The 12748-nt window shown below is 66.7% G+C and carries 10 protein-coding genes; 4 read left to right on the forward strand and 6 right to left on the reverse strand.

The features are described from left to right. Window positions 1-4: 4 nt before the first annotated feature. From relA to ACZ899_RS12670, 5 genes are all read right to left on the reverse strand, one after another. On the reverse strand, window positions 5-2245 hold the full coding sequence (relA, locus tag ACZ899_RS12650; protein WP_186712742.1) for a GTP diphosphokinase: 2241 nt from the start codon (window positions 2243-2245) through the stop codon (window positions 5-7). Window positions 2246-2344: 99 nt separating this feature from the next. Next, window positions 2345-3703, reverse strand: coding sequence for a 23S rRNA (uracil(1939)-C(5))-methyltransferase RlmD (gene rlmD / locus ACZ899_RS12655; protein WP_234560844.1), 1359 nt, complete (start codon window positions 3701-3703; stop codon window positions 2345-2347). Next, window positions 3703-4602, reverse strand: coding sequence for a cysteine synthase CysM (gene cysM, locus ACZ899_RS12660; protein WP_050704532.1), 900 nt, complete (start codon window positions 4600-4602; stop codon window positions 3703-3705). The genes rlmD and cysM overlap by 1 nt, the downstream gene beginning before the upstream one ends. 233 nt (window positions 4603-4835) lie before the next feature. Then, complete coding sequence (locus tag ACZ899_RS12665) at window positions 4836-6230, reverse strand: HAMP domain-containing sensor histidine kinase (RefSeq protein WP_234560845.1); 1395 nt, start codon at window positions 6228-6230, stop codon at window positions 4836-4838. A gap of 3 nt (window positions 6231-6233) precedes the next feature. Next, window positions 6234-6950, reverse strand: a complete 717-nt coding sequence (locus ACZ899_RS12670) for a response regulator transcription factor (protein ID WP_203647697.1) — start codon at window positions 6948-6950, stop codon at window positions 6234-6236. A gap of 219 nt (window positions 6951-7169) precedes the next feature. Between ACZ899_RS12670 and ACZ899_RS12675 the strand changes: the two genes are divergently transcribed. The 4 genes from ACZ899_RS12675 (at window position 7170) to ACZ899_RS12690 (ending at window position 12073) form a co-directional block, all read left to right on the forward strand. Next, entirely contained in the window at window positions 7170-9926 is a 2757-nt protein-coding gene (locus tag ACZ899_RS12675; RefSeq protein WP_203647698.1) for a response regulator, read from the forward strand. A 286-nt stretch (window positions 9927-10212) separates the two neighbouring features. Next, window positions 10213-11202, forward strand: coding sequence for a 2-hydroxyacid dehydrogenase (locus ACZ899_RS12680; protein WP_234560846.1), 990 nt, complete (start codon window positions 10213-10215; stop codon window positions 11200-11202). 31 nt (window positions 11203-11233) lie between these two features. Beyond that, window positions 11234-11668, forward strand: coding sequence for a hypothetical protein (locus ACZ899_RS12685; protein ID WP_234560847.1), 435 nt, complete (start codon window positions 11234-11236; stop codon window positions 11666-11668). Further along, window positions 11669-12073: an META domain-containing protein gene (locus ACZ899_RS12690; protein WP_203647700.1), complete on the forward strand. Its 405-nt coding sequence runs from the start codon at window positions 11669-11671 to the stop codon at window positions 12071-12073. 121 nt (window positions 12074-12194) lie between these two features. Here ACZ899_RS12690 and ACZ899_RS12695 read toward each other — a convergent pair whose 3' ends face one another. Then, window positions 12195-12662 (reverse strand): TlpA disulfide reductase family protein, encoded by a 468-nt coding sequence (locus tag ACZ899_RS12695; protein WP_028690924.1) that lies wholly within the window; start codon window positions 12660-12662, stop codon window positions 12195-12197. Window positions 12663-12748: the final 86 nt, after the last annotated feature.

Raw genomic sequence — 12748 nt, forward strand, 5'->3', positions numbered from 1 at the left:
AGTCTCAAGGGGTACGGTTACGCCGCGTCTCGATGATGTTGGGCAACTGCGAGATCCGCCCCAGCAAGCGCCCGAGGGCGTCCAGGCCTGGGATCTCGATGGTCAGCGACATCAGCGCGGTGTTGTCTTCCTTGTTCGAGCGGGTGTTCACCGCCAGCACGTTGATCTTCTCGTTGAGCAGCACCTGCGACACGTCGCGCAGCAGCCCCGGGCGGTCGTAGGCACGGATGACGATGTCGACCGGATAGGTCTGCACCGGGATCGGTCCCCAGCTGACCTGGATCATGCGCTCCGGCTCCTTGCCCGCCAGTTGCAGCACCGAGGCACAATCCTGGCGGTGAATGCTCACGCCACGGCCCTGGGTGATATAGCCGACGATGGCGTCGCCCGGCAGCGGCTGGCAGCACCCGGCCATCTGCGTAAGCAGGTTGCCGACACCCTGGATCTGGATGTCGCTGCGCTTGCCCGCGCGGATGCCCCGGGCCTGGCGCGGGATCAGCTCGACCGGCTCCAGGCGCTCGGGTTCGAGCAACTGCTGCGCGGCGTTGACCATGTGCGCCAGGCGCAGGTCGCCGGCGCCAAGGGCGGCGAACATGTCCTCGGCAGTCTTGACGTTGGCCTTTTCCGCCAGGCGTTCGAAATCCACCTGGGGCAGGCCCAGGCGGCTCAGTTCGCGCTCGATCAGGGTCTTGCCGGCGGCCACGTTCTGGTCGCGGGCCTGCAACTTGAACCAGTGGACGATCTTGGCCCGGGCCCGCGAGGTGGTCACGTAGCCCAGGTTGGAGTTCAGCCAGTCGCGGCTCGGGTTGCCGTGCTTGCTGGTGATGATCTCCACCTGCTCGCCGGTCTGCAGGCTGTAGTTCAGCGGCACGATACGGCCGTTGATCTTGGCGCCCCGGCAGTTGTGGCCGATCTCGGTGTGCACCCGATAGGCGAAGTCCAGCGGCGTGGCGCCCTTGGGCAGGTCGATGGCGTGGCCGTCGGGGGTGAACACGTAGACCCGGTCCGGCTCGATATCGACGCGCAGCTGTTCGGCCAGGCCGCCGATGTCGCCCAGCTCTTCGTGCCACTCGAGCACCTGGCGCAGCCAGGAGATCTTCTCTTCGTAGTGGTTGGAGCTGGGCTTGACGTCGGTGCCCTTGTAGCGCCAGTGCGCACACACGCCCAGCTCGGCTTCCTCATGCATGGCGTGGGTGCGGATCTGCACCTCCAGCACCTTGCCCTCGGGGCCGATCACTGCGGTGTGCAGGGAGCGGTAGCCGTTTTCCTTGGGGTTGGCGATGTAGTCGTCGAACTCCTTCGGAATGTGCCGCCACAAGGTGTGCACGATGCCCAGCGCGGTATAGCAGTCGCGTACTTCCGGCACCAGCACGCGCACCGCGCGCACGTCGTAGATCTGGCTGAACTCCAGGCCCTTGCGCTGCATCTTGCGCCAGATCGAATAGATGTGTTTCGCCCGGCCACTGATGTCGGCGTTGACGCCGGTGGCCAGCAGCTCGTTCTGCAGCTGGTTCATCACGTCGCTGATGAAGCGCTCGCGGTCCAGCCGGCGCTCGTGCAGCAGCTTGGCGATCTGCTTGTACTGATCGGGCTCGAGGTAGCGGAACGACAGGTCCTCGAGTTCCCATTTGATATGGCCGATACCCAGCCGGTGCGCCAGCGGCGCATAGATGTCGAATACCTCGCGGGCCACGCGCAGGCGCTTCTCGTCATCGGCGGCCTTGACCGCACGGATAGCGCAGGTACGTTCGGCGAGCTTGATCAGCGCCACGCGCACGTCGTCGACCATGGCCACCAGCATCTTGCGCAGGTTCTCGACCTGCGCCTGGGAACCGAGCACCAGCGACTGACGCGGGCTGAGGCTGGCACTGATGGCCGCCATGCGCAGCACGCCGTCGATCAGCTTGGACACCACCGGGCCGAAACGCTGGCCGACCTCGGCCAGGGTCACCTTGCCTTCGCGCACCGAACGGTAGATGACCGCCGCCACCAGCGAATCCTGGTCGAGCTTGAGGTCGGCGAGGATTTCGGCGATCTCCAGCCCCGCCTGGAAACTGGAGGTGCCGTCGGCCCAGGAATGCTTGGCCGGATTGCCTTTCTTCTCGACTTCATGGGCGAACTCGCAGGCCTCTTTCAGCCCCGGGCGATCGAGCTGCGAATCGACGCTCACCACATGATCGAGCCATGCTTCGAGATTGATACTGCCGTCGTGGTTGACCGGCTGGTGCACTCTCACCTGTACCATCTTTGTTCTACCTTTCCATACAGCGCACCACGCGGGTGCACTGGCTATCACCTGTGCGTCCCTCACTCCCTGAAGGGCGCACCAAGAGGGCCAGCCCGGCTAGCCCGCTTCGAATAACGCCATGGCCTCGACATGCGCCGTCTGAGGAAACATGTCGAGAATCCCGGCCCTTTTTAACCGGTACCCCTGCCCGACCAGCACCTGCGCGTCTCGCGCCAGCGTGGCCGGGTTGCACGATACGTAGACCAGCCGCTTCGCACCCAGCCGGGCGATGCCTTGCACCACCTCGAAAGCCCCGTCGCGCGGTGGATCCAAGAGTACCGCAGAAAAGCCCTCGGCGACCCATCCGGCGCCTGCCAAAGGCTGCGATAAATCGGCCTGAAAAAACCGAGCGTTATGCACATTGTTACTGTCGGCGTTGGCCGCGGCGCGCTCGACCATGGCCTGCACGCCCTCCACTGCCACCACCTCGCGCGCCTGGCGAGCCAGGGGCAAGGCGAAGTTGCCCAGGCCACAGAACAGGTCCAAGACCCGCTCGTGCGCCTCGGGCGCCAGCCAGGCCAGGGCCTGCTGGATCATCAAGGTGTTGACCTGGGCATTGACCTGGACGAAGTCTCCCGGCCGCCAGGCCAGTTCCAGGCCCCAGGGCTCCAGGGCAAAGCCCAGTTGCGCCGCAGCATCCACCGGCGCTGGCTCGCCATCGCCCTGCAGCCACAGCTGGGCGCCGGCTTCGCGGCAGAACGCCTCGAGCCGTGCCAGGTCTTCACTGGGCAATGGCGCTACATGCCGCACCAGCACCGCCTCGGCGGTACCGCTGAACAGCTCCACGTGCCCCAGTGCCTGTGGCTTGCCCAGGCTGCGCAACACGGTCGGCAGGTGGCGCATGATCGTTTGCAAGGGTTGTACCAGCACCGCGCATTCGTCGATGCCGACGATGTCCTGGCTGGCCTCGGCGCGGAACCCAACGTCCAGTTGGCGCGCCTTGGTGTCCCAGCGTACCGCGACCCGCGCCCGGCGGCGGTAGCCGAATTCCGGTCCGCTCAGGGGAACAGCCCACTCCTCGGGCTGCACGCCAGCCACCCGCTGCAGCTGCTCGGCGAGCAGGCGCTGCTTGAGTGCCAGCTGGCCGTCATGGGGCAGGTGCTGGAGGTTGCAGCCACCGCAGCGGGCGTAGTGCCGGCAAGGTGCTTCGCGGCGCTCGGGGCTGGCCTGGAACACGCGCTCCAGGCGCGCCTCGACCACCTTGCCACGGGCGGCGAGCACCCGCGCCTCGACATCCTCGCCGGCCAGCGCGCCGCTGACGAACCAGGTACGTCCTTCGATGAAGGCGATGCCGCGACCGTCACCGGCCACGCGCTCGATCGACAGACGCTGCTTCTTGCCCACGGGCACCTGTGCGGCACGGTTACCGCCGGCCGGCTGAAAACGCAGGCCGGTGTTGCTTTTCTTTCTGGACATCAGGTCGGATCGAACAGGCCGGTGGAGAGATAACGGTCGCCGCGGTCGCAGATGATGGCGACCATCACCGCGTTCTCGACTTCACGGGACAGGCGCAGCATCGCCGCCACCGCACCGCCGGAGGATACGCCACAGAAAATGCCCTCTTCGCGGGCCAGGCGACGGGTGGTTTCCTCCGCCTCCTGCTGGGACATGTCGACCACGCGATCGACGCGGGTGGCGTCGAAGATCTTCGGCAGGTACTCGTGGGGCCAGCGGCGGATGCCGGGGATGGCCGAGCCTTCCATCGGCTGCAGGCCGACGATCTGCACCGCCGGGTTCTGCTCCTTGAGGTACTGCGAGCAGCCCATGATGGTGCCGGTGGTGCCCATGGAGCTGACGAAATGGGTGATGGTGCCCTGGGTCTGCTGCCAGATTTCCGGGCCGGTGCTGTTGTAATGGGCGATCGGGTTGTCGCCGTTGGCGAACTGGTCAAGGACCAGGCCGCGGCCTTCGGCCTGCATCTTCTCGGCGAGGTCGCGCGCGCCCTCCATGCCCTCTTCCTTGGTCACCAGGATCAGCTCGGCGCCATAAGCGGTCATCGCCGCCTTGCGTTCGGCGGTGGAGTTGTCCGGCATGATCAGGATCATCTTGTAGCCTTTGATCGCCGCGGCCATGGCCAGGGCGATACCGGTGTTGCCGGAGGTGGCTTCGATGAGGGTGTCGCCGGGCTTGATCTGGCCACGCAGCTCGGCGCGAGTGATCATCGACAGCGCCGGGCGGTCCTTGACCGAACCTGCCGGATTGTTGCCTTCGAGCTTGAGCAGCAAGGTGTTGCTGGTGTCCCCGGCGATGCGCTGCAGGCGAACCAGTGGCGTATGGCCGATGCAATCGGCGATGGTTGGGTACTGCAGGGTCATGGGCGTTTTCGCAATCCGGACGGCAGGGGCGTCTATCATACCGGCAAACCCAGCGCGGCCATATCACGCAATTGCTGGATGTTATAGCTGCTGGCTATAAGCGCATGGGCCTGGCACCCGCTTTGCGGGTGTTCGCGGGGCAAGCCCGCTCCCACGGAACAAACCGTAACTCATAGATTTAGGTGGACCCGCTCCCACAGGAGGACAGTTCCCAGCGCGGCAACGCAAGTTTCCTACAGGGTGTGCGAAGCCTTTGTGGGTGCGGGTTTGTCCCGCGATGAGCTCGACTCCCCCGCAGCCAGGCGCATGCACAAGCGCAGGCCAAGCTCGCCATTGACCGCCCACACGCTCCCACCCTGGCGGCGGATCGCATTGCGGGCGATGCTCAAGCCCAAGCCGAAACCACCGTCCCCAGGCCGTGAACCCTCCAGCCGGGAAAACGGCGCGAAGATCCGCTCCAGGTCTTCCTCGGCCACGCCACCGCCCTCGTCCTCCAGGTCGATACGCCAATACCCGCCCTCACGCCAGCCGCTCAGGCGCACCACACCCCCCTCCGGGGAATGACGGATAGCGTTGCGCAACATGTTCTCCAATGCCTGGGCCAGGTCATTGAGGCTGCCCTGTACCCAGCAGTCGGCCGGCAACTCGCAACGCAGCCGTCGCGGCGCCCAGCCGCTTTCATAGCAGGCATTCTCACTGAGCAGGTCCCACAGCGCCGCCACCTGGATCGGCTCGAGGTTCACCGGCGCGCGCTCGGCGTCCTGCCAGGCCAGTTGCAAGGTGTCCTCAACCAGCTGCTGCATGCCATCCACCTCGCGGTGCAGACGCTCGCGCAGGCGCTGCAGGTCGGTCTCGCCATCGCAGGCCACGCGCAGGCGGCTGAGCGGCGTGCGCATCTCGTGGGACAGGTCGCGCAGCAACTGCTGCTGCAGGGCCACGGTACCCTGCAGGCGCTCGGCCATCTGGTCGAAGGCGCGGGCCAGCTCGCCCAGTTCGTCCTTGCGCCGGGTGGTGCGCGCGTCCAGGCGCGCCGCCAGCTGGTCGGCCCGCCAGGCATTGGCCTGCTCGCGCAACTGGTTGAGCGGCACGATCAGCATGCGGTACAGGCCGACGCACAGCAGCAAGGTGAACAGCCCGGGGATGATGCCGTTGGTGACGACGCGCCAGAACAACCGGTACTGACCAGGGTTGAAACGCTCCGGCAGTTCGATCACCAGCATGCCCTGCTCCGGCGCGCCGGGGAACGGCAGGCGCAACCAGGGCTGGCCGATGGTGCGTCGGCTCATGGGCCAGTCGACGCCACGCAGGCGGGTCAGGCGCTGGGCTTGGCCGGCGGTCAGGTCGGCGCTGCCCAGCGGCTGCAGATCGCCATCGAGCACGCCCACCCAGCCCCGCTCGCGCTCGCGCATGGTGGCCAGCCAGGCATCCACGCCCTCGCGGTCGCCGCTGCGCCAGGCCTGCTCGGCCTCCGCCGCATAGCCGCGCAGCACTTGCCGTGCCGGCTCGGAGAGGAAAGCATCCTGGGTTTCCATGTGCCGGCCCCAGCTGTAGCTCAAGCCGATCATCAGCAGGCAGAAGCCCACCAGCAGGACGGTCAGTTTCCAGAACAGCGAGTGACGGTCGAGCACGGTTCAGTCGGCCTCGCCCGCGCCGAACACATAGCCCTTGCCCCACACGGTACGCACCTGCCGCTCGTGGTAGCCGATGGCCTTGAGCTTGCGGCGGATCTGGCTGACGTGCATGTCCAGGCTGCGGTCATGCCGCGAGTAGCCACGCTGCAGCACCTGCTGGTAGAGGAAGGGCTTGCTCAGCACCTCGTCCTGGCTGCGGTGCAGGGTGTCGAGCAGGCGATATTCACTGGGGGTAAGCCCGGCCCAGGCGCCGGCGAGGCTGACATCGGTGGCCTGCTCGTCGAAATGCAATTGCCCGGCCTCCACCCCACGCGGCGCCCGAGCGCGCCGCTCGAAGGCCACCCGGCGCAGGATCGCCTCGATGCGCACCCGCAGCTCGGCAAAGCTGAACGGCTTGGGCAGGTAGTCGTCCGCGCCGCGCTCGAAGCCGCTGATGCGGTCGGCCTCGGCGCCCAGCGCCGACATCAGGATCACTGGCGTGGCGCTGCGTCGACGCAGGCTGGCCAGTGCGTCCAGGCCGTTGAGCCCGGGCAGCAGGATGTCCATCAGCACCAGGTCGAACACCTGCCGGCCCGCCGCCTCCAGGCCTTCCAGGCCATTGCGGCACCAGGTCACCTGGAAGCCGCCGCGCTGCAGCTCGTCATGCAGGTAGGCGCCCAGCACGGGATCGTCCTCGATGGCGAGGATGTTGGTCGCGTGAATCGCTTCAGGATGCATTGGCAACTGCCATCAATTCTCAATTACGCGATTATTGGACAAGCGGTCCGAACAAGGCAACCTCCGTCCGACTGGCGTGACATTGAAGTGCCCGCACCGGCAACGCCAGCCGAGAAAAGCAAAAACCATTACAAATCCTGTGCATTACCCCTCAGCGCAGAGTAACGTTCCCGCTGATGCGCGAACCGCGCCTTTAACAGCACATGACAGGAGACAGGTGTGCTCGACCGTTTGGGAATCCGCAGCCGCGTCCTGCTGCTGGCCTTGCTGCCCGCCAGCCTGATGGCCCTGGTGCTGGGCAGTTACTTCACCTGGCTGCAACAAAGCGACCTGCGCACGCAACTGCTGCAACGCGGCAAGATGATCGCCGAGCAGTTGGCACCACTGGCGGCACCGGCCCTCGCCCGCCAGGCTCCGGCGCAACTGGAGCGCATCGCCGCCCAGGCCCTGGAGCAGGCTGATGTGCGCGCCGTGGCGTTCCTTGCCGCCGACCGCACGCGCCTGGCCCATGCCGGCCCCAGCATGCTCAACCAGCCGCCCAGCGGCGGCACCGGCACGCAGCTGCTGCAGCGCACGGGCAACGACGCCACCCGCTACCTGATGCCGGTGTTCGGCCATCACCGCGACCTGGCCACCGACGCCGTGCCGGCCGAGGCCGAGCGCCTGCTCGGCTGGGTGGAGATCGAACTGTCCCACGACGGCACCCTGCTGCGCGGCTACCGCAACCTGTTCACCAGCCTGCTGTTGATCCTCGCCTGCCTGAGCCTGACCGCGCTGCTGGCCCTGCGCATGAGCCGCACCATCAACAACCCGATCAACCGCATCAAGCACGCGGTCAACCAGCTCAAGGACGGCCACCTGGACGAGCGCCTGCCGGCCATGGGCAGCCACGAGCTCGACGAGCTGGCCGCCGGCATCAACCGCATGGCCGAAACCCTGCACAGCGCCCACGAAGAGCTGCAGCACAGCATCGACCAGGCCACCGAGGACGTGCGCCAAAACCTGGAGACCATCGAGATCCAGAACATCGAGCTGGACATGGCGCGCAAGGAGGCCCTGGAGGCCAGCCGCATCAAGTCTGAGTTCCTCGCCAACATGAGCCACGAGATCCGCACCCCGCTCAACGGCATCCTCGGCTTCACCCACTTGTTGCAGAAGAGCGAGCTGACCCCGCGCCAGCTCGACTACCTCGGCACCATAGAGAAGTCCGCTGACAACCTGCTGGGGATCATCAACGAGATCCTCGACTTCTCCAAGATCGAGGCCGGCAAGCTGGTGCTCGACAGCATCCCGCTGAACCTGCGCGACCTGATCCAGGACACCCTGACCATCCTCGCCCCGGCCGCCCACGCCAAGCAGCTGGAACTGCTCAGCCTGGTCTACCGCGACACGCCGCTGTCGCTGGTCGGCGACCCACTGCGGCTCAAGCAGATCCTCACCAACCTGGTGAGCAACGCCATCAAGTTCACCCGCGAAGGCACCATCGTCGTGCGCGCCATGCTCGAGGACGAGCAGGAAGACAGCGTGCAACTGCGCATCAGCGTGCAGGACACCGGCATCGGCCTCTCGCCCCAGGATGTGCGCACCCTGTTCCAGGCGTTCAGCCAGGCCGACAACTCGCTGTCGCGCCAGCCCGGCGGCACCGGCCTGGGGCTGGTGATCTCCAAGCGCCTGATCGAGCAGATGGGCGGCGAGATCGGCGTCGACAGCACCCCTGGCGAGGGCTCGCAGTTCTGGATCAGCCTCAACCTGCCCAAGGCCCACGACGACGCCGAGGAACAACCCGCCCAGGCCCTGCTCGGCCGCCGCGTGGCCATCGTCGACGGCCACGACCTGGCGCGTCAGGCACTGGAGCACCAACTGGAGGACTGCGGCCTGGCGGTCAGCGTGTTCGCCTCCTGCGACCAGCTGCTGCAAGGCGTGCAGGCCGCCAGCCAGGCCGGGCAGCCGTTCGAGTTCGCCGTGCTCGGGGTCAACCTGGGCAGCCTGGCCCCAGAACAGCTGGGCCAGTACCACCAGCAACTCGAACGCCTCGGCTGCCAGTGCGTGGTGCTCTGCCCGACCACCGAGCAGCCGCTCTACCACCCTTACCTGCCCAATGCCCATGGCCAACTGCTGGCCAAGCCGACCTGCACCCGCAAGCTGCGTCGCCTGCTGCTGGAGCTGGTGCAGCCGCGCCGCCCGGTGTGCGAACAGCGCAACCACGGTGGCCAGCGCATGCCGAAGATCCTCTGCGTCGACGACAACCCGGCCAACCTGCTGCTGGTACAGACCCTGCTCGAAGGCATGGGCGCCGAGGTGCTGGCAGTGGACAACGGCTACGGCGCGGTACAGGCCGTGCAGGACGAACCGTTCGACCTGGTGCTGATGGATGTACAGATGCCCGGCATGGATGGCCGCGCCTGCACCGAGCAGATCCGTCAGTGGGAAAGCAGCCAAAGCGGCCCGCCCCTGCCGATCGTGGCCCTCACCGCTCACGCCATGGCCAACGAAAAGCGCGCCCTGCTGCACAGCGGCATGGACGACTACCTGACCAAGCCGATCAGCGAGCGCCAGCTGGGCCAGGTGGTGATGAAGTGGACCGGCCTGAGCCTGGGCTCACCACCACCGGAACGCGCCAGCGAACGCCTGGCCGACAGCAGCGAGCTGAAGGTGCTCGACCCGGAGGAAGGCCTGCGCCTGGCGGCCGGCAAGCCGGACCTGGCGGCGGACATGCTGGCCATGCTGCTGGCCTCGCTGGAGTCCGACCGTGAAGCCATCCGCGCCGCGCGCAACGCCGCCGACCGCACGGCGATGATCGAGCGCGTGCACCGGCTCAACGGCGCCTCGCGCTATTGCGGCGTACCGCAGTTACGGGCGGCCTGCCAGCGCAGCGAAACCTTGCTCAAGCAGGACAGCCCCCAGGCGTTGCAGGCGCTGGACGAACTGGACCAGGCCATCAGCCGACTGGCCGAACAGGCGCGCGAGAGCGCGTAGGTAACTGTCCCCTGTGGGAGCGGGTTTACCCGCGAAGAATCCAGCGCGATGGATGGCACCGGCTGCGCCGGTGTTCGCGGGCAAGCCCGCTCCCACAGGGACCGCGCCAGATTCTAAAAATTGAGCAAGACAGTTGCTCCCACAGGGTGCGCGGATCACCTGTGAAGTCAGTTCCCAGCGCGACAGCGCAGCCCAGCAGACTGGGCGATCTCCCACAGGAGACACAGGTCAACGCCCAGACTGACCATTTGGCTAGACTGGTGGCATTTAAGATAGGACTCAGACCATGCGCGCCCTGTTGTTCAGCAGCCAGCACTACGACCAGGAAAGCTTCACCCGCGCCGCCAGTGCGGGCAACGTGGAGCTGCACTACCAGCCCGCCCGCCTGACCCTCGACACCGCGCCGCTGGCCCAGGGCTTCGAGGTGGTCTGCGCCTTCATCAACGACGAGCTCGACGCACCAGTGCTGGAGCGCCTGGCCGCCGGCGGCACGCGCCTGATCGCCCTGCGCTCGGCCGGCTACAACCACGTCGACCTGACCACGACGCAGCGCCTGGGCCTGACCGTGGTCCGCGTCCCGGCCTACTCGCCCCACGCCGTCGCCGAGCACGCCGTGGCCCTGATCCTGGCCCTCAACCGCCGCCTGCACCGGGCCTACAACCGCACCCGCGAAGGCGATTTCACCCTGCACGGGCTGACCGGCTTCGACCTGCACGGCAAGACCGTCGGCGTGGTCGGCACCGGCCAGATCGGCGCCGCCTTCGCCCGCATCATGGCTGGCTTCGGCTGCCAGCTGCTGGCCTACGACCCCTACCCCAACCCCGAAATGGTCGCCCTCGGCGCCCGCTACCTGGAACTGCCCGAGCTGCTGCGCCAGGCGCGCATCATCAGCCTGCACTGCCCGCTGACCGAGCACACCCGCCACCTGATCAACGCCCAGAGCCTGGCCCAGCTGCAGCCCGGCGCCATGCTGATCAACACCGGTCGCGGCGCGCTGGTCGACACCCCAGCGCTGATCGACGCGCTCAAGAGCGGCCAGCTCGGCTACCTGGGGCTGGATGTGTATGAAGAGGAAGCGCAGCTGTTCTTCGAGGACCGCTCCGACCTGCCGTTGCAGGACGACGTGCTGGCACGCCTGCTGACCTTCCCCAACGTGATCGTCACCGCCCACCAGGCCTTCCTCACCCGCGAGGCCCTGGATGCCATCGCCGCGACCACCCTGGACAACATCAACCGCTGGGCGGCAGGCAATCCGCACAATCTTGTAAACGGTTGATGCTAGGATACGCGGCAATTTTGGAGGACCCATGGTCGAACACGATTTCCGCTACACCCTTTTCAACCCGCAACACACCCTGATCGAGTGCCGCGCGCTGGTGCCTGGCCGCTACCAGGTTACCGGCAACGGCGGCTCGATCCAGAAGGGCGACGTCCTGCTGGTCACCCTCAAGGGCAGCAGGGACCTGTCCATGCGCCTGACCGTCGAGACCGTGCGCCACCTGATCAACCCGCACGGCCAGTGGGTCGCCGTGGCCCAGGGCCCGGCGTTCAACGAGCTGGAAATCCTCAACTGGCAGGTCAAATGCGACAGCTGCGACGCGGTGCTGGACTTCGAGTTCGCCAACGACGCCAAGCTGGGCAAGAAGGGCCAGGCCCCGGCCGCCAGCGCGCGTATCCAGGAACTGGGCTGGGCGAGCAAGGGCGACAAGCACCTGTGCCCGCAGTGCCGGGAGCGTGGTTGAGTGAAACAGCTGCTGACCGGCGCGCTGATCGCCTGCGGCCTGCTGGGCTGCGCCGCACAACCCTCGAAGCTGCAGCAGGAGCAGAGCTACGTGCTGGAGTGGATCGGTGAGCGCCCGCTGATCGACTACAGCCACCTGACGCTGACCCTGGCCAGCGATGGTCGCGCCTACGGCAACGGCGGCTGCAACCACTGGTTCGCGCCCTACACGCTGGAGGGCGAGCGCATCAGCTTCGGCAAGGTCGGCAAGACCCGCAAGCTGTGCGCACCGGCGCTGATGGACCAGGAAAAACGCTTCCTGCAGGCGCTGGAAACGGTGCAGCGCTGGGATGTGTCGCCGATCGAGCAGATCCGTTTCTGGCCGGCCGAGGGCAAGCCGCTGCGCTTCTGGCCTGAGGAAGGCTGATCATCGCCGGGGGCTGCTTTGCAGCCCATTCGCGGCACAAGGCCGCTCCTACAGGGGTTCGCATTCCCTTGTAGGAGCGGCCTTGTGCCGCGAAAGGGCCACAAAGCGGCCCCAGGATCGATCAGGCGCCGCCTTTCAAAGCCCTGATCTTCGCCTGCAGCCCTTCAAGCGTCTGCTCGCCCATCAACTGCTCACGCACCTTGCCCTTGTCGTCGATGATGTAGGTCACCGGCAGCGCCTCGCTGCGCGGCAACTCGTAGCGCTCGGCCGGGTCCTGGGCCAGCACGGTAAAACCGATGCCCAGGGTATCGGCGGCGGCTTTCAGGTCCGGCCCCTGCAAGCCGTCGAAGTTCACCCCCACCACCCGGATGCCCTGCGCCTCCCACTGCTTGGCGGCGGCATTGAGCTCAGGGATTTCCGTGCGGCACGGGCCGCACCATTCGGCCCAGTAGTTGAGCACCAGCCAGTGCCCGTCGATCTGTTCGGCCTTCACCGTATTGCCGTGCTGGTCCACGCCGTAGTCCGCACCGCAGCCGCCGAGCAACAGGCTCGCGGTGATGGCCAGTGCAGCTGCCAAACGCCTTGCCATGGGTCAATCCTTCTCGAAGTTTTCAAGCATTGAAGTCGGTCGCTGCGGTTAGAATAGCCGCCACACCCAGCTGGATGCGACCCGTC

It is taken from the genome of Pseudomonas sp. TE31087 (genome assembly GCF_057284075.1).

Excerpts from the sequence above, each read along its gene's own strand:
- ACZ899_RS12685 (WP_234560847.1), top strand. The coding sequence starts at position 11,234 with ATGGTCGAACACGATTTCCGCTACACCCTTTTCAACCCGCAACACACC.
- ACZ899_RS12680 (WP_234560846.1), top strand. The coding sequence starts at position 10,213 with ATGCGCGCCCTGTTGTTCAGCAGCCAGCACTACGACCAGGAAAGCTTC.
- rlmD (WP_234560844.1), bottom strand. The coding sequence starts at position 3,703 with ATGTCCAGAAAGAAAAGCAACACCGGCCTGCGTTTTCAGCCGGCCGGC.
- ACZ899_RS12695 (WP_028690924.1), bottom strand. The coding sequence starts at position 12,662 with ATGGCAAGGCGTTTGGCAGCTGCACTGGCCATCACCGCGAGCCTGTTG.
- cysM (WP_050704532.1), bottom strand. The coding sequence starts at position 4,602 with ATGACCCTGCAGTACCCAACCATCGCCGATTGCATCGGCCATACGCCA.
- relA (WP_186712742.1), bottom strand. The coding sequence starts at position 2,245 with ATGGTACAGGTGAGAGTGCACCAGCCGGTCAACCACGACGGCAGTATC.
- ACZ899_RS12670 (WP_203647697.1), bottom strand. The coding sequence starts at position 6,950 with ATGCATCCTGAAGCGATTCACGCGACCAACATCCTCGCCATCGAGGAC.